Genomic DNA, 23,565 nt, shown 5'->3' with positions numbered 1-23,565 from the left:
GGTAGCAAATAAACTGATAAGGCAAATATTCGGAGTGTTAAAGAGTGGAAGGCCGTATGATCCTAATTATTTGGAAAATTTAACAAGGGTTGCAAAAAATGTTTGACATTAAACACGGAACATTCTCACAAAACATCCCGTAATGTTTGCGAGGCAAGTTCCTCAAAACCGCCGTCCATGGCGGTTTTATGGGAACTTTCAGGGTGTTGCACAAATCACTTAGATAAATCGTGATGAGCATTCTAATAGATTAGATTATTTTTGAATTTTTAAAATCGGATATTTGTTTTTGTGCTACACCCTGAACCCGAAAATGTTTTTCCGTAAACCAGATATTTTAAATTCTTGAAAAAATGGGGTGACTCCAGATTTTCATTTGACTTTGACAAAAAAGAGAGATCGCATCGTCACTTTGCTCCTCGCTATGACGAAGAAGTATGCCGTCATTGCGAGGGTCGTAAGCCCCGAAGCAATCTCTTTTATGGATAAAGATTGCTTCGTCGTTTGCTGTGCAAACTCCTCGCAATGACGAAGGTTGTAGGTTTTGTCATTGCGAGCGTCAGCGAAGCAATCTCATTGTGGATAGAGATCGCATCGTCGCTTCGCTCCTCGCGATGACGGAGGTTGGAGATTTTGTCACCAGCGAGGGTCGTAGGACCCGAAGCGAGCTTTAGTATCAGTTATCATTGAAGTTTTAGTCTATTACCTTTCAAGGTTGATTTTGCATTATAGAAATCTTTGTAAGGTATGCAATATCTCCAACGGCTATTTCTAAATTACTTTTTATTATTTTTACAGTAAGGAAATCTCCATTTTTAAAGATAATTTGAGCTTCACCTACTTTCATAGTTCTTTTGTAACTATCTTCTAGAATTTGTTTGTAAATATCATATATGTCCCCAACTTTTGCAGTATTATTTCTTTCATAAATTATAGCACTATTGCCTTGCCCTGCAAATTTAATATCATCAGTTAAATAGATAATTTTTCCGCTATCTTTGCTTTGGATAGTTTTAAAGGTATCTGGTATTGTTACTTTTAATTCTTTACCCTGATCACATAAAAAGTTTTTACTAATTGGTTCAAAAGATTTATCTATTACAACAAGAGCAGTACCATCGTATTCTTTTGTTTTTATAGTACCATATCCAACTACTTTTAGAAGGTAACCGTAATCATCATATATTCCAGTATTTCTATAAATTATTATGCTATCATTTATTTTGTAATTTGAATTCGATTTTATGCGAATAATATTGCCAGTGGAAGCATAATATTTGCCTTCTTCCACAGCAATAATCTGGCAATTAGGTAACGTTTCTGATATAAACTCAAAATCATTTAATTTTATATTTTTTAAAGAGTAAGTTACCTTTACAAGAGAAGTGTCGCTTAAATCTAGTGCAGGTTTTTTATATGATGGTTTTGTAAGTTTAAAAGTGTCATCTATAGGAAGTTTTTCAAATTTACTGTCTAAAATTGGTATATGAATTTTCTGTTTTGGATAAATTAAATCAGGATTATTTATGGTAACATTGTATTTCCAAATTAATGGCCATTTGAAATTGTCATCATAAAATTTTTTAGAAATATCCCAAAGTGTATCACCTTTTTTGATAATATATTCTTCAGCAAAAAGTGGTAATGAAAATATTAAAATTAAAATAGCAAGAAAGATCTTTTTAATCATAAGGGACTCCTAGTTCACTTAATTTTTGTTTTGCAAGATTTGCTGCTCTAGTGCCAGGATAATTATTAATCAATGATTTTAGTTTATTTATTGCATTGTCTTGATCACCTATTTCTAAATATGAATAACCCAATTTTAGTATTGCATCTGGTACTTTATTCCCTTGAGGATATTTTTTTATAAGCTCTTTCAATGTATCGATACATTTTAAATAATCTTTTTGGCTGTAATAAATTTCACCAATCCAATAAAGGGCATTGTCTGAGAGGTCATCATTGGGGAATTTTTTTAAAAATTCATTAAATTTGTTTAGGCTTTCAAAATATTTACCTTTCATATAAAGTTCATAAGCGTAGGAATAAAGAGAAGTTTTATCTGTTGTATCATCTTCTATGATTATGATTTCTGAGGTGTCCTGAGTTTTAGGAATACTTGAAATAGTAGAAGGTTGTGTTTGTTGTGTTTGAGAATTAGCATTTTTCAATTTCTTTTTAAGATTTTCTAATTCATAAGAATAGTTATTTAATTCATTTTTCAGTTTTTCAATAGCATCAGAGTTTACTTTTATGTTTTCATTGTTAACATTAATTTTTCTATCGAGTTCCTGAACATTTAGTTGCAACTCAGCTATGGATTTTTGAAGAGTTATTATGTCTTCATTGATATTGGATATAGATTTTTTTATTATTTCATTGTTTTGAGCACATGCAAATGTTAGAGCAACTACAGGAATTAAGAACATTGATTTTTTAATTTTCATACGGCCCCCTCTTTTATTAAGTATTCATCTATTGTATTGATTAATATTCCTAAATCAGGTTTTCCTATAAAGTTATTTGCTCCAATGCTGAGAACTTTCCTTTCATTTTCTTCACTTGCCAGAGAAGAAAAAACAATAATAGGTAGATTTTTTATTTTCATTTTTTCTCTGATAGTCTTAATGATAAAAGTACCATCAGCCTCTGGCATTTCAAGGTCTGTAATGATTAAATCAGGTAATCTTTTTCTAATTTCATTTAGTAAGTTATTCCCATTTTCAAAATCGATGACATTGTAACCAGCTTCAATCAAAGAGTTTTTTAAAAGTCTTCTTATAACGAGAGAATCTTCTGCAAGAAAGACTGTTTTTTTATTACGTAAATTATAATTTGATCGATCAATTTCTATGTGCTCCATCTTTGTATTTGGATTAATTTCAGCTGCTATTTTTTCAAAATCCAATAATTGAATAAGTCTATTATCGATCTGTATTACTCCTAAAACAGAATCAGCAAGTCTAAAGTCTGCTATGGTTGAATAATCTTTAATGTCAGCCCAGGTGACACGATGAATTCTGTTCATATTATCAACTACAAATCCGTTGTATTGGTGATTGAAGTAAGTAATTATTACTTTTGCTTTTTTAGGGTCGAAATCTTGTTTTAAATTTAGCCAATGCGCTAGGTTAATTATAGGGATTACCTTATTTCTTATATTAGCTGTACCTATCACTGAGGGGTGAGCATTTGGAAGTTTTATCACTTCAGGATATCTGATAATTTCACGCACTTTTGCAACATTAATTCCAAAATAATAATTTTTATCAGCTTCAATGATAAATTCCACAACTTCAAATTCGTTTGTTCCAACTTCTAATAAAATGTCATGGTCTAATGCCATATCTCCACCTTAAAGTTGTTCCACTAAATTATGTTAGCACAACATATTTGCATATTCAAGTTTAATAACTTGACAAATAATGAAAAGTTAATTATAAAATCTAACCTACGCCGGAGTGGTGGAACTGGTAGACGCGCTGGACTCAAAATCCAGTGGGAGCTAATCCCGTGGGGGTTCGAGTCCCCCCTCCGGCATTTTGATTAGTTGTTAAATATCAACTAGTTGCGAAAACAAGTTTCTACCTATAGTTTGAATAGAGTTTTTCATGATACATTTTGTGATACACTTAAAATAAAAGTTGAAAAAAATCTATCTTGTCTTGATAGATGCTAATACAAAACTGGATTCCTACCTTCTATTTTTGCAAATAATTTACCTTTGAGGCTTTTATTTACTATTCATTTGAGTGTAAGGTGGGGCAGAATTATAATGTAAGCTTGGGCAGTTATAACGTAAGCTTGGGCAAATTATGGGACTATGCGGGGCTAATTTGGACTATCTGGGATGTCAAAAAAAAATCTGAAATTTGACATTGCTTACATAATAGACAATATGCTATACTTGTCTAGGGATTTATCTATAAAAAACGATTTCATTAAGCAGCATTTTTGTTGTTGCAAGAGAGTTGCAGTGTTTCATATAGCCGAGAAAACTCATGACGCGAGGACGGATGTAATCAAGGTCGATTTTGCCTGAAGCATAAGCTTTTTGTATCCACTTCATTTTCTTTCGGAATTTTTTGACATTTCTCTTTCTCGGTAAAATATGTGTAGCCCATGTGCGATAACCGGCAAAATCGACGCCTCTGTGTACCGGAAAAACATTAGTCTTCGGGTTAAGGCGCAACTTCAGTCTGAGCAAAAAGTCTTTTATCTTATCAAGAAGTCCCCAGAGACACTTCTTTGCGCTACCAAGAATGACGAAATCGTCCATGTAGCGCACATAAAATTTCACTCCGAACCCATCCTTGAGATAATGATCAAGCTGGTCGAGATATACATTTGCAAAAAGTTGCGAAGTCAGGGCTCCTACTGGGATACCCTGTTCATCATATCCGAAGTCGGAAATAACCTTTTCGCACAGCCATAAGACATTTTCATCCCTGATGGTTCTTTTTAAAATATCCAGCAAAATTTGATGATTTACGGATGGAAAATAACTGGAGATATCAGCTTTTAAAACATAAACCTTCGGCCAGTTTCTTTTTGCTATTCTAAGGAATGATTGCAGCCTCAAAGTTGCTGCGTGAATCCCTTTATCTTTTCTGCAGGCATAACTATCGTAAATAAATTTCTTTTCAAAAAGCGGTTCAATAACCCTGACAATCGCATGGTGAACCACTCTATCTTCAAAAGGCGGAGCCGATATAAGCCTTTTCTTGGGGTCGTGCACATAGAAAGTGCGATGTTTGCCGGGAGTCCAAGACTTCCATATCAGATGATTTTGTATATTTATGAGGTTTTCCTCAAGATTATAACCAAATTGTAACACTTCGTTTCTGTATCTTTTACCTCTTCTTGCTTCTTTATATGCCGCAAAAAGATTTTCAAAAGAGACAATTTCTTCCCACAAACCATTCACACTTTTTGGCAATTTTTCCTCCTTAAAATCAGTTTTGGCGAGGTCAGGCCACTTTCGCTGATTTTGTCAGCTACTTGCCGCCTGCCTCTGTATATCTTTTCCCTCTGCAGAGGGAAGGAGCAGGCTCCCTTTTCTTTCGCACTGACCAGACAGCCGTAACTATCTGGCATCTGGCGTGAAAGGAAAGCGGGGCGGCAGCCGATGTTCCAGTACGAGTTCGACCGGGGATTGTTCAGGTTGAGCGCAGCGAGGCCGGCATTCGCCGCATTGCCCCAGTTGCCGCCACGTAGAGGTTATGCGAGCCTGCCCCTATTTGTTTGCATACTTTAGCCAACCTCCTATCATTCTTCCTATTTCAATAAGCTTTTCCGAGAAAATTTCGTATTTTTTAATAGGTATAATTTTTAATTCGTAAGCAACTCTGATGAGTGCAAGCAAAACTTTTACCTCGCTATCAAGTTCAAGCAAATAGGGCTTTTTATTTTTAGCCGCATTAGCTTTTATTATCAACTTTAAGCCTTTCCATATAGCCTCTCTAATTTCCGCACCGAGCGTAAATCTTTCACTTTTTGGGATATGACGCAAAACTATATAAGCATATCCAGCCACATCTTCCCATTTTTGCAGTATTTTCAATTTACTCGCACTTACACCCATCAGATTATCAGCCTCTCAGATTTCAGATTTTCATAAAACAAAAGCGGGGCGGCAGCCGATGTCCCAGCACGAGCTCGACCGGGGATCGTTCAGGCTGAGCGCAGCGAGGCCGGCAAGCGCCGCATAGCCCCAGTTGCCGCCACGTAGAGGGATTCTTTCGCCGTAATTTCTGACCCAAAAAGCTCCTTTAGCTCCAGAGAAGATAGCTAGTTGAGAAGTAGCTGTACCGTCATATTTGGATGGAGCTACGCACAATTGCTTCAAAATCAAAGGCGGATCCCAGGAAGTTTTTATGCTGAGCGTATTCCAGACTGAATCATAATTGTAGTCGAAATATCCGCTATCTCCAGTCGGGCCGGCGTAATTCGTCACAGAATCACTCAGAATCGGTTCACCTAAATCGCTGGTGCCTATCCCATCTCCGGCGACAGGGCTGTCAAAATACGCATTTTGTGCCGGCCAGCTTGCCTCATCCATATCAAAGTCATTTGATAATGGAGTATATATTCTACCATCCACTATTTTAAACAGATGAGTCCATTCCCAGATATTTCCAACCAAATCTGCAACACCGGAAAATGTGTCGTCATGTCTCCACTTTACGGGGCCTGAACCAGCAATAGTTCTACCTGTACCTATAGTGGAACCGGGTGTGCCATTATCTACTCTTGCAGCCGTTTCAAAAGTAGCTTCATGACTTCTGCCCCAATTTGTATTTCCGCGTGGCTGAAAACCATTTTTGAGACACCACAACATCACGGCTGCCCATTCGTGCATTGTCATTAAGTGCCAGCCGGCGCCTTTGCTTTTGCAATACGAAACAGCCTGGTCGTACGTCATGTAAACAGAGGGGTCAACTCCAGGTAAAGAGCAGGCTCTTCCATCAACAACCTTTGCCTGATATTGGCCTATCCAGATCTCACTTTTCTCTTGCCCATTCACGATAAATGCTGGATGAGGGCCTGAGCCTAAATCAGGGTCTATATCTTCCAAGTTAAATTTAGGGATCCTTACCATATAGCTCGGGTACCCTTTGTCATCATACATGACGGTAACTTTGCCCCCTGTTGCTGCTTCAACAGAAGCTCTGAGAGAATCTTTTGTAAAGATAACAGGCATTTTATACCTCCTCTAAAATCGTATTGTTTTTAGGTTTTATATGTTTTTGCCAGATTACAATGCGAACTTTTTCTATATTCAGCGGCTTTAGCACCTTTTCATAGATTGGTGCGCCATTTTCATCAGTTTTTCCGGTATCTATAAGGTCGTATTCGTTTGGCGGGATAATAATGTTTGCCAGAAAATTTCCTGCATCATCAAAAATATTGATTTCGTTTTCCGTATCTTTTCTGAGTTCATCAAGATTAAACAACTGACCGTCTATCGTCAGGACATTGCCATCAAGATTAAAATCGCAATAAGGCGGGTTGCCTTTATACTCGATTTTCACAATTCACCTCCTAAAGGTCTAATTTTCTCAGTGTCCACTTTATGTGTATATTGTCAGCACTGCCGTTGTAGTATATAGAGAAGCCGTTCGCTGCTTTTGCGCCAACATAAACATAGCCAAGCTGGAATCCACATCCGGAAAAACTTACAAGTTCAATATCTATTTGATACTCAGAATCAACAACAGGAGTTTCAAGTGGCACATACACGGTGGGCGACGCACTCATATAGAGCGGATAGTTCGGCTCTTTTCTTCTGATATCGGCAAAAGTCACTGAGGTAAGGTAAGGGTCGTTTGATTCGGTATTTCCAGCGGGCACAGTGACTTTATATAAAGGGATTCCACCTTCCGGTATTTCTTCATCGAGCAGAGTACACGCAACATCTATTTTGCCAACATCGTTTAAATAAGCATAAAGATAGCAATATTTAGCAGTTGTGTCAGGGTTTGACGGAATGTTTGCTGTGTTTGCCAGCTCGTCAACAGGTAGGACTCTACCTTCAAGGAAAACCTGTCCGCTTGTAATATTTACGTTCCTTGTGGCAGTAGTTGATTTGCTAACATCCAGACCGTTTATAATACCACGATTATAAATAACAATCTCTCCTGTCTGAAATCGGATGTTCAGTGTTTTTTCTATTTCTCTATTTGCAAGCGCAGCTTGAGAAAGCGCTTCAAGCAAAACTCCATCACGCTCATTGATGAAACTTGCAAATTGAGCGTCAGTGATGTATGGCTGTTCCTTAAAGATAGGTGTTGAAGCATCACCAGCAATTGGCACTTTAAAAACAAATGTTCCGCCAACGCCGCTGATCTTCTGGAATTTTGCACTTGATGCAAGAGCAACAAGCGTTTTTGCGCCAGAGCCTGGATCTACATACAAAAGCCCTATTGCAGAAACCCATTTCGTAGAGTTGTATTCATACGGAATTGGGCATTCAAACGTGAGAACACCGTTGTCGTCAAAATACGCCTGAGAAACATCAAATTCGCCCACAAGATAAGATGAAAGACTTAAGGTCGTAGCGGTTTCGCTGATCGGCACGCTTTTATCAGAGGAATCTGTGCCATACAGCGCAAATTTTTTCACATTTTCACGCAAATTTGAGCTTAAAACGCTTAAACCAGCGTCGGTTGGTAATCCTACTGTCGCCATTTATACCTCCAGGTTTATAATTGCGGTTGCGTTAGCTGTTAAAGAGAGACTTTCTCTCAATAAAAATCCGTCTTCTGTAAAATACTCCCTAAAAATACTTGCCGATCCCTCATCGTTTAACTCCAAAACGGTCACAAAATCATTCGGCATAATATCAGTGTGAACAGGCTCAAGCGGAATATCAGGCTTAAACTTTATATTTAAATCGTTTGTCGAAAATGCACCGGCATTTCGAGATTCCACAGCAGCATTAAAGCGCGCAACGCCAAAATCGGCATCGAAAACGGAGCCGTCTCTGATTTCATTCAAGATATTTTTTTGAGCTATAAATAATGACTGGGGTTCAATTTCAAGAGCCATAGAAGAGTCTATAAAGAGTTGTTTCAAAGTTTTTATTGATTTAAAATCGAATCTTACAAGCTTGCTTCTGACATTTTTGTATTCATTAATAAGATCAATCAATTTTGCAATGGGGGTGTCATCCGAAATTTCTCCGGATAGAGACACTGAGAATGTATAAGGCGCATCACCGGTCTCAAACCATTCCTTAACTTCGCCATCAAGTCCAACAATCTCCAGAACCTTTTTTATCGCCCATTTTGTGCCTTTATGACGATGGGCTAGAATAGCGTTTTTAACAAAGTTTCTCTTTTCAGAAATAGACTCAGCTATATCGTAACCTTCAATATGAAATTGATATGCAAGCAGATCGATAATATTTTCCGGGAGTTCGTCAATTTTTGGATAAATTAGCGCAATAGAAATCTGCCGCAATAAACCATTTAGTTCTTCCTCGATTGCATCTAAAAGCGGAGAGACATTTTCATCTTCAAGAAGGTTGAAAGGGATTACCTCTTTAATCATCTACCAGACCACCATAAGTGATTAAAACGTTAGCCGCAGAAGCAACCTGATCTTCTAAGATTTCAGTAAAAGTGGGTGACTTTAGCTGAATGCGATAAACACCGTCTATCTGTTTGAGTCTTCCAATCAACTCTTCTGGCAAAATATCACGGCCGATTTTGGTCTTCTGATAAGCAATGAAGTCATTTACCGCCTGCTCAACCTGCGATTTTATAATTGGTACAAGAGTAGAAAAATCTTTATGAATATAATATGTCAAATCTATATTATAACTAACGACAATTGGAGCTTCAACGATCACCTGATCAGTTAAAGGGCGAACGGTTTCGCTGTTTAAATAGTTTTGGACAATCTGAATCAGGTCAGAATTTGGCAGCGCACCATCTTTCATTAAAAATACTATTTTTACCACTCCTGCAGAAGGGCTGAGAACAGATACATCTTCGATTTCAGAATGGGCTGATTTTGTATGAAAAATGTATGCCCCTTTGCTTCCTGCATTTGAAAAGCTTTCAGGGGCAAGACGTATTCGCTCTCTCAAGTGTTCATCGCTCTCGATATTAGAACCTCCATAGCTGACTGAAACATTCTGAACGGAATCGACATAAGGAATAATATCGACAATTTGGTTTATCTGCCCTGGCAAAAAGCCATTACCTACCGCGCCAGCAGTCTGGCATTTTGCCTGCACATCAACGCTAAGTTGACCTGCTATAATCTTTGCTTCTTCCATTGTTTCAAAAAAGATTTTATTGTCAGGAGTAACCCTTGTGCCCTGAGGTATTAGAACATCAAAAGCAAGGGGTTCGCTTACGAAAAACCTTAGAGTCGTGATTGCGTTTGTAGCTCCAGTTCTTTTTACTCCAAGAAGCTCTCCAAGCTTATCTAAATACTCTCCTTTTGCGTATGCAAGAAGGTTTTGTTTGCCGGTATAGTTGATATCGTTTTTTAGAATAGCTACCACATAAGCGACTGTCTCAAGAATAAGACGGACAGGATCAGCCGGATAAAGCTTTTTGCCCGAAATAGTCTCATAAGCCTGCAAAATCTCCGCTTCAATTTTGGATGTATCGACATTCACAAAATCCATGTCACTAAACTATTTTGTTAGCATCTGATTTTCCAATAAAGGTGTGAAAAGACCTAAGGCCTTTTTAGATGAGGATGAAGTTTAAAGTATTCTACCTGGAGATAATCAGGTAAAAGTTCTGGGGGGTAAGTGCCATTCTGTATTTTATCTAAATGCCACCACCATTTTTCTAAAGGATCATCATCAACATATTTTCTATTAACCTCTGCCGTGTATTTTTTCAAGCCTCTAATTATTTGCTTATCAAGTTCTATCAATTCATCAGTTAGCCTATATTTTGACAATTCATCTCTTGTTTCAAGGGCAATGTAGCTTTCATAGTAATTATACACTGCAGGGCTACCTTCTGGCCAGCTCAAATATGCGTCAAGTTCTTCTAATAAATCTTGATAATCGCTTTTCTCGCTTTTTTCAGCCATTTTTCATCCTTAATTTTATACATACTACTGATCGACATATTATCATCAGATGTTATTACCATTATATCTTTATCAAAAAATGCGAAATAATACTTATTATCATTCCCTATTTCCACATATACCCTTTGTGGGTTCTTTATAATATTATAAGCCAGTCGCTCATATTCTTCAATAGTTTGAATATTAGGAAATTCCTTTTGAAGAATCACATGTTTTTCAAATTTTTTAGTTATATATTTACCAAGCATACTATCAAGATGTTTTTTCTTAGGCTCAGCAGGTGGTCTTGCCCACACATCACCAAGATGCGCTTTTACTTTATTATGAATTTCATCGTTTGAAAGATTGCTAAACATTTCTTCAAGCTCAAACTGTTCTGAAGTGAACGACACACCATTAGGCCTGATGACTTCATATTTTACAGGAGCACTCTCAAACTCTGCCGCTACGGTGCACCTGCAAAGAGGATGCATGGGCGGTGTCTTTAAAGGAAAATCAGAAGTTTTACCTTTATAATAATCTGTTATGATTGGCCTGATGTTTGGCAAATCTTCAGGCCTTGAGTTTATCACCATATCAACCTGTTCTTTTGCCGCCTTTGTCTCAATGATCCTGCCATCCATACTGCGGCAGGCGAGGCAGGTTAGTCTGTCATTTGTAGCATCCCATCTAAACCGCTCAACACCTGCCTCGACAAAAGAGTTGATATGCGCAAAATTTCGCACTGTATTCATTGTGGTATCAATTATCTGTCTTGCCTTTAACTCGCTTTTTTCTGATAAATAATCACCAAATTTAGTCAAAAATTCAACTATCCCTTTCTGGCCTTTACCAATAGGATTGCCGCTTTTTAGATAATATTTATTCATCCAGGACAATGCCTCTTTTTTTACTCTGGAATCTGCATGAAAAAACCTTCCAAGATAATAGTCATTTAAGCTATTTATAAACGTAATCGTTTGCTCGTCAGGTTGTCTAAAACTATATCCTATATCAAGAGATTTTGACTTATCTTTTTTCTCTTTTTCATAAAATTTCTGAAATACTTTAAGCAACTCACCTTTTGTTTTGTCATCAAGAGCTGTCTTTTCTTCAATTTTATATAGCAGATACTTAGCAAGTTCATCAAAAACAACAAAATTTTTATAAAAACGCAAAACTTCTCTTAAAGCTTCATCTTTTTTTTCATTAAAAAAGCGTGTAAAGACTTTAACAAGTTCTCTTAAAGTGCGGTCGTAGCTCACTCTACGCTCACCTCATCAGGGTCAAGGCCAAGTTCACGCCTTGCCTCATCCTTTGTTATAATTTCAGCCTCTACCAGAGCTTTTAGCTTTTCTGCTCTCAATTTTTGAGCGTTTGCATCCTTTTCCGGGGAAAGAACTGGTGGTTTTGTAAATTCGATTTCCACATCATCACTTATTCCATTTAAAAGCAAATGTAACTTTACACCATAACTCAGACACTCTTCTACTGCCTGTTGAATATTCCTGAGCTGTCTTACAAACTGTTCATAAGCAATATATGCCCAGGTCTCGGTGGAGCCGGTAGTTCTACCCAAAAGCGAGGGTTGCATTTTTGCGCTTGAAACCACCCATTGCTCTATAAGCTCCGTAATGTCTTTGCCTATGCTTGAAGATGGGATCTCTTTAAAATTGACCTTTGACGCATCGGTATGCAGCACAAGCCCTTTTTGAATCATCTCCTGAATCGCTGCTGCTTCCTCAGAAAGCCACCTTCTGATTCTTTTGTAATATTCCGTATCGGTTTCACCTGCCACCTTTTGTGGCGGTTTGACCTCAATATCCACAAACCCTATCATTCCTGTTTTTGCCGCCATATTTGCTATTTCGTCAAAAAGCTCATCTTGGATACCTGAAATAGTGAAAACTGATATAAAAGGTGGAATACCATAAGGAGAGCCATCAAGAGTAAGTAGCGGAATATATTGGTAAGTATACTCGTTGAGTTTTATTGGTTGTTTTGGCGGTAAATGTTGATAGGGCTCAAATTTATCTTCTTCTTCGTTGTAAACAAACCGTATTGTCCAGACAGGCACCCTTTTAACATCTCTAATGCCTGACAAATCCTCTTTAATAATCCATTCAACCGAAATCGCACCATAAAGGATTATTTGATTAAACAGCTGCGTTTTTAGTTTTTTAATTTGCAACTCATCAAAAAAGCTTAAAACAGCCTCTCTGACTTTATCGTCAGCCTTTATTTTTATGTCTGTATTTGCAAGGTCTAAAAATACCTGATGCGCATGTGCAAGATCAGGATTAGTCATAATTAGACGCTCTAAATCAAGAAGGTATTCATAAGGAAATCGTGGTTGTATAAGCTTTGATTCTACGCTGCTTGTTTTTGGCAAATATACAGAAATTGGCTCAATAGATGTTCTTTTTGCGTCTTTTTTACTGATTTTATTTAAAATATCCTGTAAGAATCCCATCTCTTTTCACCTCTTGAAAGTTTTGAGTTACCAAAAACAGGCGTTACATAGACACTATTATCATCAACACCGCTTGCTTTTACCGCTAATGCGAGTGCCCAAAATCTGTCTGCGTGCCCCAGATCGGTACTGTCAGCACTTAATTTGATATTACCAGAAGGGGTAATTTCTTTTTTGATAGAATGTAAATCTTCTCTCAAATCTCTTTCAGGGAAAATGCGTATTTTCCTGTCTTCAAAGACAGATTTTAGTCTGCTTGCAAGCTCTTCTTTTGTTCGCTGGGTAAAATAAACCGGCAGCACCTTCATCTCGCCCCATCTCTTTTGAAGCTGCTCAGCAAGCATCATGCCGATACCGGTTTCATCTATGGCCAGCCTTCTGGCATAGTGGGCGTAATGATCTATAATATTGAACTGTTCTTCAAATGGTACTTTCTTTAAGATTTCAAGATGTCTCAAATATAGAATTTCACCGAGCATCTCTACGATACTGATAACAGTTAAATCTTTTCTTCTTCCCACATCTATACCCAAAAAGATATCGCCTTTTAGTTCTCTTACATCACTTATCTTGCAATCTGATTCGCAGGACTGTATCAGCTCATAGCTCAGCAAAGTTTCATTTTCATCAGCAAATTCACATAAATATTCCGTCTTCCAGGTATCCTCATCAGGACACCCGCGCCTGAGCGCCTCAATATCAACATCAAGCCCCTGACAGGCTGCATCAAAAATTGTCAGTTTCATCCTGAAATAAAACGGATCTTCTCCTGCAATATTCCATAAATGATAAAAGATATCGTTTTTGCCACGAGGTGTTGAGATAGCAATCAGCTTATATTCTTTCTTCCTGGTAATTGTCGGGAATATAGCCTGAAGAACAGCTCTACCATCTTTAAAAAATGCAGCCTCTTCTAAAATAACATCACCAGAAAAACCTCTCACGCCATCAGGGTTCGCAGGCAAGCCAATTATCCTGCTTCCATTAGGCAGCACCACCTCAAGCTGGTTTATTTTCAAATCGTCAAACATCTTTTCATTAACCTGTGCGCCAGCAATTTTAAAAGCCTGGACATGTGTTTTAACCTTATCGATTAAGTTTTTTGACTGTCTTTCGGTAGGCGAAATTATTAAAATTGTGTGGTTTTTGAGCTCAAGGGCTCTTAAAACTGCCCATAAGGAGATGAGAAAACTTTTGCCGGTCTGCCTACTCCAGAGCAATACTGAGTATTTGTGAGCGTTGAGCTTTTCAAACGCATATTTTTGATAAGGCAACAGAATGCCATTTTTAGGAAATCCCGTAGAGTTCATTCTTCAGTATATTTATAAATTCTTTATCAATATTTCTCTTTTCAGCTTCAGCTTCAATCTTTTTTACCTTAGATTCTAACTCTTCTCTGTATCTTTGAATTTTCTCAATTGAAGATGCGAGCCTGTTCATTGCCATCACCAGCTTATCTGGCTCATCAAACTCCATATTTTCAATACTTCTAACAAACTGGAAGATCTTATTTGTCAGCATTGTCAAAATAGCTTCCATTGTGTATGAGGCAGGAGTTTTTCTAAGTTCTTCAATCAAAGCTTTTGTCTCTTCTGCGGTTTTTTTATATTCTTCTGCAAGCTCAGCATAGCTTTTTATGGTGCGGTGTATTGAAGATTTTGAAATATCAAAACCTTCGCTTCTCAAAATGCTTTCAATTTCACGCACGCCCTTCTTCTCGGTATCATACATATAAACAATACGCTGTACAAGGTCATACATTTTAGCTTTACTGCGAGGTGGCATTATTCTTCCTCTATCAATATTGTTTCATCGTGAAAATTGCCCTCTATAAGATCAACTCCGGCTGGACGTATTTTGTATAGTTTTATAGTTTTTCTCTTATGTACAGGATGAGGAATATTTTTTGATTCGATATAGCCTTTATCTACGAGATATTGAAGGCTTTTTTTGATTTGAGATTCCCTAAAATACTGATAAAAGACAGAGATGATAGTTATCTCCTCTGTTTCTTCAGGATAAACCTTGTAAAGAAAATCAAGTAATTGCCCTCTTAAAGTCTTAGAAGTCATAAGCTAACCTCTTGAAATTATTAAATCTTTTAGCTGATCTACTTTGTCTTCAACTCTATTTATCTCTGCTCGCCAACCAGAAAAATCTCTATAAAACTCACTCCGTTTTAAAGTCTCCTTTTCAAGCTCATTTACCCTTTTTGTTATATCTTTGGAAACACATGTATCTTTAGAGACATAGTTCTGTTTAATCTCCTTTATCTCTTTCGTCATTGATTGTATGCTTCTATCAAGCCTTAAGAACATGTAGAGCAAAAAAGCACCTACTGCCATGTATCCTCCGCCTGTTAGCAATTCAAGAATCTTTATTTCCATTTAGTTATCCTTTAAGGATTTTAATAACTTTTTCGACGCTACGGCCACCGAAATAAAAAGTGTAAACCCATGCTAACAGGCTTTTAAAGGTGTTTATCATTTCCATTTCATATTTATTTTGAGAAGACATAAAGAACGCCACCACAAACATTCCTGTTAAAAATATAAGTATTAACGGTCTTACGTTTTTCGACAGCCATGAGTCGCTTGCCATATCAACTTTTGCAAGCTCCCTTGCACTTTGTCTATCTTCAAGCTCCCATTTTTCTATATTTTGTTCAAGCTTGAGTTTTTCTATTGCAAGCTCTTCTAATTTCAATTTGGCTTCCGGTGTTTCGATTATCTTTTCCACAGCATTAGCAAGTTCAGGAGACTTCTCTTTCAACAATCCTTTCACTGCAGATATAGCAGCAGGTAAAAGTGTAGCTAATATGGGCATTTCTCACCTCACTTCTTTTTCTTATAGTAAGTCCAGACTACTCCTGATGGTTTTTCAGGATCATTGTCAACATGAACAAAATCTTCCCCAATCCCAATTCTTCTAAAACCGGCCATGATGAGTCCAAAAACAATCTTGAATCTATCGGCACTGTTTCTAGTCGCAATATCAGCAGCATAGCCTTTTATATGAGATGAATTTGGTGTGCCACCAACATTTCTGTTGTGCTTCTCGCATCTATAGCCGCTTGTAATCACAAAAGGCACGTCAGCTAGATCTCTTGCTTTATCAAGCATACTTAAAAATTCTTCTTTCATCAGAACTTTTCCGCAATGCTTACATTTGAACTCATCAAGACTAAAGTGTTCAAGCTGCATAGTGCACTCCTTGCAGGTTTAGTAAAAAAGATAATGAGTTATTGGCTGGTGTTCCAATAAAGATGTGACCGGAGACTGTTAAAGGGAAATAACCTCTATTTTTAATTTAATTTTACAAACACCATCTAAGACCAATTCATCAGGATAAATGGACACTTCACGCACTTTTACTCTTGGCTCATACTTTTCAACCTGTTGCACCACTTCCATTTTTAATTTTTGCAAAAAACGGGTGTTTGGCAAATCTACTACACTCCAACTAAGACCAAAATCTCTATCAAGCGGCACAGAGCCTTTTCTCGTGTTTAAAATCATTCTGACATTTTGCGCTATTTCGTCAATGCCACTTACACCAAAACTGATTGGAGCAGATTCGTTTGTCAACTCAACCACCATTATACATACTCCAGCAATCTCACTTTTACGCCCATATCTATCAAATTACCCTTATTGTCTGTTATTTTGTAAGTTTCCTCGACCTCCTCAATCACAAATCGCCCTATAACATTATCGCCCACCATCAAGGTCAAAGGCTCTTTTTTTCTTGCTTCATCAAGCAGCTTTTTAGATTCCATCAAAGGGTCTATACCTGAATAAAAATAAAATCTCATTTCAAACTCTATTTCCTCAAGGTTCTCCCGTAAATACTGAACCTTTGGTTTTTGGAAAGTGGTTATTCTTGCATAATCAAACCTGTGTTTTCTGATAAAACTGCCTTTATTAGGCGTCTTATGAACTTCAAAAATGATACTTCCAAGCGAACCCCACACCATAACTTACACCTGCTGAACTGGAGGTTTCGACGCGTCGCCGTTCTGGTGAGTATGCTCATTATATACTTTTCTTAAATCGCTTAATGACCCGCTTACACCATCTAAATCTCTGATTTGCTGACTTGCCTGAATGTTCCCGTTTGTCTGAAGATTGCCGTTAATCACCACATTACCGTTGATTGTAATGTCTCCGTCATGAGTTGTGATTGTTGTAAAATGTGATGAGACAGCAGTAATATCAATATCGCCTTTTACTGTTGCTTTCAACAGATGCTGTTTTCTATCGTAAAAGATCTCGGTACCATCTGAAAACTTTACATAAAATTCATCATTGTTGCTAACAGGCGGAGTGTAGTTTTTATCGTAATATGCTCCCACCACAAAGCCGGTACTTGGTGCATAAGGTAGAAATACGCAGAGTACATATTCGTCAATATCCGGCATAAAATAAAACTTATCATCCTTTGTTTTTGGATGCAAAACTTCTAATTCATAAGAAACAATCTTATCATTGCCCTGAAATTCTACTCGCACCCTGTTTTTGTCAGGATACCTGTTTGTCACTTTACCTAATCTTACGATAGAGTTTTGTATTATCTCAAGTTTTCTAATACGAAATTCAAGCTCTTTTAATAACTCAAGCATTTTTTAAGCTCCACTGAAGTAATGTATCCTGAACTGTCTAATGTGTGTGTGCTTGAACTGATAATATACTTGCCGTCATAATTACCAAACCCTTCAATATTTACAGTCAAACCTGCCACAAGTCTTGTATCTCCCATCAGCTCAAGTGTAACTTTTGCGCTCAGCATATTTCTTGCCCGAAGCGCAGCTTTTGCCTTTTCTTGAGCTTGCACAAGATTATCGACAGACTCGTTTATTTTTAGAGTTTCACCCCATTTGATATTGGGATCATGAAAGGTGTAGGTTTTTAGTTTTTGCTCTTTGTGGTCAAAGTATTCCACTATCGCTTCTTTATATAAGGTATGTATCGTATCTTTAACCATGTAAGATACAATCTCATCTTTCTTAATGGTGAAAGAAGCTGGTTCATCCTCCAAATTTTTAAATTTCGAGAAAATAAGCTTTTCTTCGGCAAATTTTATAAAATAGCCGTAATCCTCAGCAATCCTGGTCAGAAATGTTGCATCAGTCTCATCAAATTGATCAATACGCTTGATATCTACATCGGGCTCTATTTTTACAAACGGCTGCAAACTGTTTTCTTTTGCTATACCACTTACGATACTGTTTAATGTTGTGTTTTCAAAAGTTCTGCGTTTCTTTGTTTTATGTAGATTGGGTGACTCATAAGGAAAAGAAGAACCTTTCAAATCGATTTTATCAGGAAAACCGCCATAAGAAATCTCATCAATTATAAAAATGCCGCAATTAAGCAGTTTACTGCTTTCATATCCAAGATAAAGCTTCAACCTATCCGCCTTCTGGGGCATCCATGATTTAAACCATCTCCCATCTCTATTCTCAAGCGATATGCTGATCTCATCAGACATCCCAGATAGATAATCAGTATAACTTATTGAATCAAATATTTCTGAGATGTCTTTTGTGATATCTTTGCCCTCATATATAAGGACAAACAGCGGTTTTCTTACCTTTTCCACGGAGCTGTAACCTCTTCGATTTTTACATCTTCAGGAAGATCAGGAATAAACACATCAAAGTTCCCATCAAAAAATATTTTATCTCTAAGCTCAGGGTTTGCTTCAAGAATATAATGCATCAACTTTTCATCCCCGTAATATCTTTTCGCCAAAATATCAAAAGTCTCACCGTATTTTGTCTTATGTACTATCATTTATTATACGCCAGCGCTTGTTTTCTTTTCAAATCATCAAAAACTTCAAAAATTATCCTTTTAACCTCAGTTTTTATCTGAGGGGCTTCTTTTTTTATAACTTCTACTGGTCTGTCAGAATTTATATTAATATTGATAGAGTTTATTGTTATGCCAGTATCTCTGATTTTATTTTCTTTAAATTCTTTTAACTCTTTTGTAGTATCTTTTTTCTCGCTCTTAGTGGCCACAAACGAATCTTTACGCAATACTCTATCTGTTTCTTTTATAGCTTTGTGCTCCAAAACTGTTTTAACACTCTCTTTTTCGGTTTTCTTTTCTGTATGAAAAAACTTTTCGATAATCTTGCCGATAAAGGTTTTATCTTTTTCCTTTTGCAGCACTTTCTCCGTCTGTTTTATCGCATTATTTTTTTCAATTATTTTTAATGTGCCATCTTTCTCTCGAGTGCTTAAAGATTTAGATACTCTATCAGCCGCAGCTTCCTGTTCTTCTCCTCCAAACAATCCCTTAATCCAGCCAAAAGGCTTTTTGACAAGATTAAAAGCTTTGCCGATGAGTTTAAACGGAGTCAAGACAACATTAACAACCGACTTGAAAACATTTTTTATTGCATTACCAATAGATGCGAAAATGTTCTTAACTGAAACCCCAAAGCCCTTAAAAAACTCTTTAACTTTTTTCCAATTCTTTATTGCAAAATAAGCTGCACCTATTGGGGTTGCCATTAAGAAAATTTTAAACACCTTTTTTATAGCACCCCCTAGCGACACAAACACGTTTTTCATAGTCTGACCGATACTCTTAAAAAACTCTTTCACTTTGCTCCAGTTTTTTATTGCAAGATAAGCTCCCGTAGCTACAGCAGCACCTACCAGGAAAATAGGGTTAGCAAGAAGCGTAGCTGCTCCAGCCCGCAAAATCCCAAACAGTTTACCAAAAGAAATTCCTGCAAACAGCGAAGATTTACCAAGCATCATCATGCCAGAGCTTAAAAATGGTATCCTAATACCAAAAGTAAGCAAACTTTTTGCACCAAGCAGTGCCTGAAGCCTCATCAAAGCCATCCCTATAGCTGCAAGCTTGCTAGCCACATAAAACATACCGAGAGTAAACACTATCGGAGATAAAACTGGAGAGACCACTTTTAAGACTGAAGTAAGCGCTCTAATACCGCCCACAAGCACATCAAGCCCAAATTTCACAAGAGGCTCAATAGGCTTATAAATCGTCAAAAACATTCCTTCCAGAGCACTTGCCACAGCCTTAAACCTGGCCACGACTGTATCATTCATCCTGCCAACCATCTTTGATGCAGAACCGGAAGCGTTTTCAACCTCATCGATATATTTACCAAGCCCACCTGTTTTTGCCTGCACAATGAGCTCTATAGCTCCAGCTGCCGGTTCTTCGCCAAATATGGCTTTTACAAACTCCATCCTTTTTGCCTCAGGCAAAAGCTCCAATCTTTCACCTATATCTTTCAAAATCTCCTGCATAGGTCTCATTTTGCCATAAGCATCTGTTGTCTGAACTCCGAGTCTTTGCAGAGCTTTTGCTGCCGCACCTGTAGGAGCAGACAATCTTGACATCATTGCCCTTAAAGTAGTCCCTGCCATACTTCCCTTGATACCAACATTATGAAGGAGCCCAAGCATCGCAGAGGTCTCTTCAATGGAGACTCCGAGAGATTTTGCAACTGGCGCCACATACTTCATCGCCTCGCCAAGAGACTCCACAGATGAGTTTGACGTGGAAATAGTTTTTGACATCACATCCACAACACGTGTAAGATCTTTTGCCTTCAAACCAAAACCAGATAAAATATCAGAGCTTATGTCAGCAGCTCTGCCAAGCTCAATATTGCCTACTGTAGCAAGGTTGAGAGTAGGGCCAACCGTCTGTAAAATCTGGTTTGTAGAAAAACCGGCCATCGCCAGATATTCCATAGCCTGCCCAACCTGACTTGAAGAATACATTGTGGTAGAGCCAAGCTGCATCGCCTTCTTTTCTAAGGCCTCAAATTTGTCTCCAGTTACATTTAAAAGCGCCCCCACTCGGGTCATCTGAAATTCAAAATCCGCACCAATTTTGACAGGCATGCTTACGGTTAGAGCAGTACCCGCCACACTTCTCCAGCTTGACACGGATTCAGAAAACTTCTTTCTCGCATCTTTAATTTTAGAGTCAAGACGCAGTTTCAAATCTGTAAGCTTATTAAGCGATCTTAAAGACTCTTTTGCACGGTTCAATGTGGGCTTAAAAGTGGAGTCAAACGCTGCGCCAATCTTTATCCCAAGAACATACTGCTTCAATCAAACACCCCTTTATAAAGCTTTATAAAGTGTCTTTCGTGCAAGTTTTACGAAAGGGGATACATCTATGTATCCCCTCCCGAAAAACTCGCAATATCGGCCATAATTTCATCGGCTGCGCCCCGCCATATTTCAAGTTCATTCAGAGTAAGTTCTTTTATCTCTGATGGCGGAAACTTGAAGACGAATGCAACCTTCCTCACTGCACTCCATATATCGCTTACCCCTTCAAAAAACCCGCATACATCTCCTGAATGCGAGCGTAATCATACATATCCATCTCTTTTAAAATGTCTTTCGGTACACCTGTTAATTTTTCAAATAGTAAAAGCTCTCTTTCTGCCTCATCAATATCAAGCTGTTGTAAATCTATCAAATCTTTCACTTTAGGCCTTCTCATCTTAACACTCTTGACATCACCCACAGGGTATTTCAGCTTATACTCTTTATCCATCAATTACCCCCTATTTGCCAAGATTTGCTCTGACATCGGCAAGGTAGTCAGTGCCATCAATCATCAGTTTGAAGTTTTCAGGGTCTATCTCATAATAAACCGTGCCGTCAATCTCAAGCTTATAAACCTGCACAGAAAACTCAATTTCCGCATCCATAGTTTTACCTTGCTCACCCTTCCCGCTTGAAGAAGACTTTGGCCAGCCGATTATGAATGCCCTTACTTGGACATACCTTGCAGTTTTATCATCAGGATTGTGCCATTGCATGCTGCCAAGAATTGAGATTGTATGAGCCGTTGGTGCTGTGAGAGACGCAAAAGCAGGTGTAACTGTATTAAATTTAAGCTTGCATGCCATCGGCTTTATACTGGCTGGATTTGGCATCTCAATCTCCCCAGCAACACCAAGCCCCTTTAAAGCCTCAGCATCAAACTCCACCTTTGGCAGTTCCGCATCAGCAATACCAACTATCTCAGAATTATCTTTATATACAGTAGCGTTTGCTAATTTTACAGGCTTTTCCATCTAAAACCTCCTTAAAGCTGTCCTACAATACTTTGAATGTAGTTCACATCATACTCTTTGTAAAAATCGATCTCTCTCAATGCTCCAGGTGGTGCCCAATAAATATGAAGTCTTGCGATACCATCTATCAGGTCAGTTGTAGGATTTTCAGATTCGAGAATTTCACATCTGCCGCCGTTAATAATTTCTCTTGCAGTCCAGCCGTCAAGCATTGTGTTTACGCTATCTCTGATTGTCTTAAGCACTCTCATATTCAGCGGCACGTCAACTTTTTGCCAGTATGTTCTGACGAGAACCTCGTTGAGATAATTAAACATTCTACGGATAGGGATTTGACATTCAACAGGGTCTGTATTGCCAGGATAAACACTTGTCCTGTCGCCCCACGAAGTAAAGCCGCCAATAAAATTGAGAACGGTCACAACACCATTACCTCTTAGAAAATTTGCTGCAGTTAGAGTTAACACTTGAGAACACCCATCTATCAGCAACCTCTGATTTGATGCTACCTGATAAGGGATCCCTTCGTTCTTGCCATCAATAAATGCCTGCTGGAAAGCAAGATGAGTTGATAGGTTATGTGCTTTACCTTCAAATGTTACGGCAGGATAGGTGAGAATAAGATTATCGTCAACTAAGTTGTTGATTGTCTTATAATTCGGTACATCTGCGTAAGCAATAGTATCAGGAATGTCAGCAATTGCCATACCTTTAAAAAGTGTTGAAACTGTTTCCATAGCTGCAGCCATTGCAATAGCCACAGATGGATCTTTTGAAAATCCCGGAGCAATTAATGTGCCAGGCACTTCTCTAAAAAGAAAAAATATGTTGTCTAAATTGGCATTTATGGCATCTATAACTGTTGTAGATGTGATATTGACCGTGTCTGTTGCATCTGCTCCAATACTCACAAAAACAACCGGCGTCACTTTGTAAAGCTTAAATGCCACATCAGCCACTTCATCAAGCGTATGCTTTGTATAATCGCCATCATATCCAAAAACCTGTTCATACTCGTCAAAGCTAAATATCAGCTTGGGCCCTATCGGGTTGTTTAGACTTGTACCAAAAGCCACCACAGGATTATTCACCCTCACAGGCGGCACAAGGCTTGTGGGAATATCAAAAGTTCTTACGCCTGCAAAATAACTCATTTATTACCTCCCTTGCTCTTTTCCTTTAAAATCGTCCTGTATTGTCTCAAAACTTTCTCAGCATCTTTTGCAAGCTCAGTTTTCCTTTTCGGATATTCAGATATTTTTACGAAAAACCTCTTAAGATTTAAATCTTTAAACTCTTCAGGGATAACAGGAACCTTTTCGTAAGTTTTACCAAAAACAAGAAGTAGTTCTGTAATGTTAGGCCCCACATATATCAGCCTATCAACCTCTCTTTTTTCTTCTTTAAGGATTTCTGCTGTAATTTCCCTACTTTCAACTTGAGCCTTTTTGGCCATA

The 23,565-nt window shown here is 37.8% G+C and carries 29 protein-coding genes and 1 tRNA gene; 1 reads left to right on the top strand and 29 read right to left on the bottom strand.

Going from position 1 to position 23,565, the window contains the following annotated elements; all coding sequences use genetic code 11:
- Positions 1-709 precede the first annotated feature (709 nt).
- The 3 genes from FHQ18_RS11815 to FHQ18_RS11805 are packed head-to-tail and all read right to left on the bottom strand — an operon-like array spanning position 710 to position 3,349.
- Positions 710-1,690, bottom strand: coding sequence for a LysM peptidoglycan-binding domain-containing protein (locus tag FHQ18_RS11815; RefSeq protein WP_149267379.1), 981 nt, complete (start codon positions 1,688-1,690; stop codon positions 710-712).
- Positions 1,683-2,450: a tol-pal system protein YbgF gene (ybgF, locus tag FHQ18_RS11810; protein ID WP_149267378.1), complete on the bottom strand. Its 768-nt coding sequence runs from the start codon at positions 2,448-2,450 to the stop codon at positions 1,683-1,685. The genes FHQ18_RS11815 and ybgF overlap by 8 nt, the downstream gene beginning before the upstream one ends.
- Positions 2,447-3,349 (bottom strand): chemotaxis protein CheV, encoded by a 903-nt coding sequence (locus tag FHQ18_RS11805; RefSeq protein ID WP_149267377.1) that lies wholly within the window; start codon positions 3,347-3,349, stop codon positions 2,447-2,449. The genes ybgF and FHQ18_RS11805 overlap by 4 nt, the downstream gene beginning before the upstream one ends.
- Before the next feature lie 109 nt (positions 3,350-3,458).
- Between FHQ18_RS11805 and FHQ18_RS11800 the strand changes: the two genes are divergently transcribed.
- A tRNA-Leu gene (locus FHQ18_RS11800) sits at positions 3,459-3,543 on the top strand.
- Between the two features lie 379 nt (positions 3,544-3,922).
- On the opposite strand, the gene FHQ18_RS11795 is transcribed toward FHQ18_RS11800, so the two are convergent.
- From FHQ18_RS11795 to FHQ18_RS11665, 26 genes are all read right to left on the bottom strand, one after another.
- Positions 3,923-4,942, bottom strand: a complete 1,020-nt coding sequence (locus FHQ18_RS11795; protein ID WP_149267376.1) for a reverse transcriptase/maturase family protein — start codon at positions 4,940-4,942, stop codon at positions 3,923-3,925.
- Positions 4,943-5,239: 297 nt separating this feature from the next.
- The gene (avd, locus tag FHQ18_RS11790; protein WP_149267375.1) at positions 5,240-5,587 is read right to left on the bottom strand and encodes a diversity-generating retroelement protein Avd; all 348 of its coding nucleotides are present in this window, start codon (positions 5,585-5,587) and stop codon (positions 5,240-5,242) included.
- A 30-nt stretch (positions 5,588-5,617) separates the two neighbouring features.
- The gene (locus tag FHQ18_RS11785) at positions 5,618-6,706 is read right to left on the bottom strand and encodes an SUMF1/EgtB/PvdO family nonheme iron enzyme (protein ID WP_188020414.1); all 1,089 of its coding nucleotides are present in this window, start codon (positions 6,704-6,706) and stop codon (positions 5,618-5,620) included.
- Position 6,707: 1 nt separating this feature from the next.
- The gene (locus FHQ18_RS11780) at positions 6,708-7,037 is read right to left on the bottom strand and encodes a hypothetical protein (RefSeq protein ID WP_149267374.1); all 330 of its coding nucleotides are present in this window, start codon (positions 7,035-7,037) and stop codon (positions 6,708-6,710) included.
- A gap of 10 nt (positions 7,038-7,047) precedes the next feature.
- Complete coding sequence (locus tag FHQ18_RS11775; protein ID WP_149267373.1) at positions 7,048-8,193, bottom strand: hypothetical protein; 1,146 nt, start codon at positions 8,191-8,193, stop codon at positions 7,048-7,050.
- Positions 8,194-9,057, bottom strand: a complete 864-nt coding sequence (locus FHQ18_RS11770; RefSeq protein WP_149267372.1) for a phage tail protein I — start codon at positions 9,055-9,057, stop codon at positions 8,194-8,196.
- Complete coding sequence (locus tag FHQ18_RS11765; protein WP_149267371.1) at positions 9,050-10,147, bottom strand: baseplate assembly protein; 1,098 nt, start codon at positions 10,145-10,147, stop codon at positions 9,050-9,052. Before FHQ18_RS11765 ends, FHQ18_RS11770 begins: the two co-directional genes overlap by 8 nt.
- A gap of 53 nt (positions 10,148-10,200) precedes the next feature.
- Positions 10,201-10,566, bottom strand: a complete 366-nt coding sequence (locus tag FHQ18_RS11760; protein ID WP_149267370.1) for a hypothetical protein — start codon at positions 10,564-10,566, stop codon at positions 10,201-10,203.
- The gene (locus FHQ18_RS11755; protein WP_149267369.1) at positions 10,524-11,810 is read right to left on the bottom strand and encodes a phage minor head protein; all 1,287 of its coding nucleotides are present in this window, start codon (positions 11,808-11,810) and stop codon (positions 10,524-10,526) included. The genes FHQ18_RS11760 and FHQ18_RS11755 overlap by 43 nt, the downstream gene beginning before the upstream one ends.
- Positions 11,807-13,018: a phage portal family protein gene (locus FHQ18_RS11750; protein ID WP_149267368.1), complete on the bottom strand. Its 1,212-nt coding sequence runs from the start codon at positions 13,016-13,018 to the stop codon at positions 11,807-11,809. The genes FHQ18_RS11755 and FHQ18_RS11750 overlap by 4 nt, the downstream gene beginning before the upstream one ends.
- Complete coding sequence (locus FHQ18_RS11745) at positions 12,994-14,328, bottom strand: terminase large subunit domain-containing protein (protein ID WP_149267367.1); 1,335 nt, start codon at positions 14,326-14,328, stop codon at positions 12,994-12,996. The genes FHQ18_RS11750 and FHQ18_RS11745 overlap by 25 nt, the downstream gene beginning before the upstream one ends.
- Positions 14,306-14,803 (bottom strand): phage protein Gp27 family protein, encoded by a 498-nt coding sequence (locus tag FHQ18_RS11740; RefSeq protein WP_149267366.1) that lies wholly within the window; start codon positions 14,801-14,803, stop codon positions 14,306-14,308. Before FHQ18_RS11740 ends, FHQ18_RS11745 begins: the two co-directional genes overlap by 23 nt.
- Positions 14,803-15,090, bottom strand: a complete 288-nt coding sequence (locus tag FHQ18_RS11735) for a hypothetical protein (protein WP_149267365.1) — start codon at positions 15,088-15,090, stop codon at positions 14,803-14,805. The genes FHQ18_RS11740 and FHQ18_RS11735 overlap by 1 nt, the downstream gene beginning before the upstream one ends.
- A gap of 3 nt (positions 15,091-15,093) precedes the next feature.
- On the bottom strand, positions 15,094-15,405 hold the full coding sequence (locus tag FHQ18_RS11730; RefSeq protein ID WP_149267364.1) for a hypothetical protein: 312 nt from the start codon (positions 15,403-15,405) through the stop codon (positions 15,094-15,096).
- A 4-nt stretch (positions 15,406-15,409) separates the two neighbouring features.
- Positions 15,410-15,844, bottom strand: coding sequence for a 3TM-type holin (locus FHQ18_RS11725; protein ID WP_149267363.1), 435 nt, complete (start codon positions 15,842-15,844; stop codon positions 15,410-15,412).
- 8 nt (positions 15,845-15,852) lie between these two features.
- Positions 15,853-16,221: a D-Ala-D-Ala carboxypeptidase family metallohydrolase gene (locus FHQ18_RS11720; RefSeq protein WP_149267362.1), complete on the bottom strand. Its 369-nt coding sequence runs from the start codon at positions 16,219-16,221 to the stop codon at positions 15,853-15,855.
- Positions 16,222-16,299: 78 nt separating this feature from the next.
- Positions 16,300-16,617: a GPW/gp25 family protein gene (locus tag FHQ18_RS11715; protein WP_149267361.1), complete on the bottom strand. Its 318-nt coding sequence runs from the start codon at positions 16,615-16,617 to the stop codon at positions 16,300-16,302.
- Entirely contained in the window at positions 16,617-16,994 is a 378-nt protein-coding gene (locus FHQ18_RS11710) for a phage tail protein (protein WP_149267360.1), read from the bottom strand. Before FHQ18_RS11710 ends, FHQ18_RS11715 begins: the two co-directional genes overlap by 1 nt.
- A gap of 3 nt (positions 16,995-16,997) precedes the next feature.
- On the bottom strand, positions 16,998-17,639 hold the full coding sequence (locus tag FHQ18_RS11705) for a phage baseplate assembly protein V (RefSeq protein ID WP_149267359.1): 642 nt from the start codon (positions 17,637-17,639) through the stop codon (positions 16,998-17,000).
- Entirely contained in the window at positions 17,624-18,619 is a 996-nt protein-coding gene (locus FHQ18_RS11700) for a phage late control D family protein (RefSeq protein ID WP_149267358.1), read from the bottom strand. The genes FHQ18_RS11705 and FHQ18_RS11700 overlap by 16 nt, the downstream gene beginning before the upstream one ends.
- Positions 18,607-18,813 carry a tail protein X gene (locus FHQ18_RS11695; protein WP_149267357.1) on the bottom strand — a complete coding sequence of 69 codons (207 nt, stop codon included), beginning with the start codon at positions 18,811-18,813 and terminating at the stop codon, positions 18,607-18,609. Before FHQ18_RS11695 ends, FHQ18_RS11700 begins: the two co-directional genes overlap by 13 nt.
- A complete protein-coding gene (locus tag FHQ18_RS11690) occupies positions 18,810-21,128 on the bottom strand; it encodes a phage tail tape measure protein (protein ID WP_149267356.1) in 2,319 nt (772 codons plus the stop codon). Before FHQ18_RS11690 ends, FHQ18_RS11695 begins: the two co-directional genes overlap by 4 nt.
- A gap of 220 nt (positions 21,129-21,348) precedes the next feature.
- Positions 21,349-21,582 (bottom strand): phage tail assembly protein, encoded by a 234-nt coding sequence (locus tag FHQ18_RS11680; protein WP_149267354.1) that lies wholly within the window; start codon positions 21,580-21,582, stop codon positions 21,349-21,351.
- A gap of 10 nt (positions 21,583-21,592) precedes the next feature.
- Positions 21,593-22,108 carry a phage major tail tube protein gene (locus FHQ18_RS11675; protein WP_149267353.1) on the bottom strand — a complete coding sequence of 172 codons (516 nt, stop codon included), beginning with the start codon at positions 22,106-22,108 and terminating at the stop codon, positions 21,593-21,595.
- 11 nt (positions 22,109-22,119) lie between these two features.
- Entirely contained in the window at positions 22,120-23,262 is a 1,143-nt protein-coding gene (locus FHQ18_RS11670; RefSeq protein WP_149267352.1) for a phage tail sheath family protein, read from the bottom strand.
- A complete protein-coding gene (locus FHQ18_RS11665) occupies positions 23,259-23,564 on the bottom strand; it encodes a hypothetical protein (protein ID WP_149267351.1) in 306 nt (101 codons plus the stop codon). The genes FHQ18_RS11670 and FHQ18_RS11665 overlap by 4 nt, the downstream gene beginning before the upstream one ends.
- Position 23,565 lies beyond the last annotated feature (1 nt).

This window comes from Deferribacter autotrophicus (genome assembly GCF_008362905.1).
Taxonomy (GTDB): Bacteria; Chrysiogenota; Deferribacteres; order Deferribacterales; family Deferribacteraceae; genus Deferribacter; species Deferribacter autotrophicus.
This window is presented reverse-complemented; position numbering and strand designations above follow the sequence as displayed.

Bases quoted from the DNA above. Each gene is read 5' to 3' on its own strand.
- FHQ18_RS11815 (WP_149267379.1), bottom strand. From the start codon at position 1,690: ATGATTAAAAAGATCTTTCTTGCTATTTTAATTTTAATATTTTCATTA.
- ybgF (WP_149267378.1), bottom strand. From the start codon at position 2,450: ATGAAAATTAAAAAATCAATGTTCTTAATTCCTGTAGTTGCTCTAACA.
- FHQ18_RS11805 (WP_149267377.1), bottom strand. From the start codon at position 3,349: ATGGCATTAGACCATGACATTTTATTAGAAGTTGGAACAAACGAATTT.
- avd (WP_149267375.1), bottom strand. From the start codon at position 5,587: ATGGGTGTAAGTGCGAGTAAATTGAAAATACTGCAAAAATGGGAAGAT.
- FHQ18_RS11785 (WP_188020414.1), bottom strand. From the start codon at position 6,706: ATGCCTGTTATCTTTACAAAAGATTCTCTCAGAGCTTCTGTTGAAGCA.
- FHQ18_RS11775 (WP_149267373.1), bottom strand. From the start codon at position 8,193: ATGGCGACAGTAGGATTACCAACCGACGCTGGTTTAAGCGTTTTAAGC.
- FHQ18_RS11770 (WP_149267372.1), bottom strand. From the start codon at position 9,057: ATGATTAAAGAGGTAATCCCTTTCAACCTTCTTGAAGATGAAAATGTC.
- FHQ18_RS11765 (WP_149267371.1), bottom strand. From the start codon at position 10,147: ATGGATTTTGTGAATGTCGATACATCCAAAATTGAAGCGGAGATTTTG.
- FHQ18_RS11760 (WP_149267370.1), bottom strand. From the start codon at position 10,566: ATGGCTGAAAAAAGCGAGAAAAGCGATTATCAAGATTTATTAGAAGAA.
- FHQ18_RS11750 (WP_149267368.1), bottom strand. From the start codon at position 13,018: ATGGGATTCTTACAGGATATTTTAAATAAAATCAGTAAAAAAGACGCA.
- FHQ18_RS11745 (WP_149267367.1), bottom strand. From the start codon at position 14,328: ATGAACTCTACGGGATTTCCTAAAAATGGCATTCTGTTGCCTTATCAA.
- FHQ18_RS11740 (WP_149267366.1), bottom strand. From the start codon at position 14,803: ATGCCACCTCGCAGTAAAGCTAAAATGTATGACCTTGTACAGCGTATT.
- FHQ18_RS11735 (WP_149267365.1), bottom strand. From the start codon at position 15,090: ATGACTTCTAAGACTTTAAGAGGGCAATTACTTGATTTTCTTTACAAG.
- FHQ18_RS11730 (WP_149267364.1), bottom strand. From the start codon at position 15,405: ATGGAAATAAAGATTCTTGAATTGCTAACAGGCGGAGGATACATGGCA.
- FHQ18_RS11725 (WP_149267363.1), bottom strand. From the start codon at position 15,844: ATGCCCATATTAGCTACACTTTTACCTGCTGCTATATCTGCAGTGAAA.
- FHQ18_RS11720 (WP_149267362.1), bottom strand. From the start codon at position 16,221: ATGCAGCTTGAACACTTTAGTCTTGATGAGTTCAAATGTAAGCATTGC.
- FHQ18_RS11715 (WP_149267361.1), bottom strand. From the start codon at position 16,617: ATGGTGGTTGAGTTGACAAACGAATCTGCTCCAATCAGTTTTGGTGTA.
- FHQ18_RS11710 (WP_149267360.1), bottom strand. From the start codon at position 16,994: ATGGTGTGGGGTTCGCTTGGAAGTATCATTTTTGAAGTTCATAAGACG.
- FHQ18_RS11705 (WP_149267359.1), bottom strand. From the start codon at position 17,639: ATGCTTGAGTTATTAAAAGAGCTTGAATTTCGTATTAGAAAACTTGAG.
- FHQ18_RS11695 (WP_149267357.1), bottom strand. From the start codon at position 18,813: ATGATAGTACATAAGACAAAATACGGTGAGACTTTTGATATTTTGGCG.
- FHQ18_RS11680 (WP_149267354.1), bottom strand. From the start codon at position 21,582: ATGGATAAAGAGTATAAGCTGAAATACCCTGTGGGTGATGTCAAGAGT.
- FHQ18_RS11675 (WP_149267353.1), bottom strand. From the start codon at position 22,108: ATGGAAAAGCCTGTAAAATTAGCAAACGCTACTGTATATAAAGATAAT.
- FHQ18_RS11670 (WP_149267352.1), bottom strand. From the start codon at position 23,262: ATGAGTTATTTTGCAGGCGTAAGAACTTTTGATATTCCCACAAGCCTT.
- FHQ18_RS11665 (WP_149267351.1), bottom strand. From the start codon at position 23,564: ATGGCCAAAAAGGCTCAAGTTGAAAGTAGGGAAATTACAGCAGAAATC.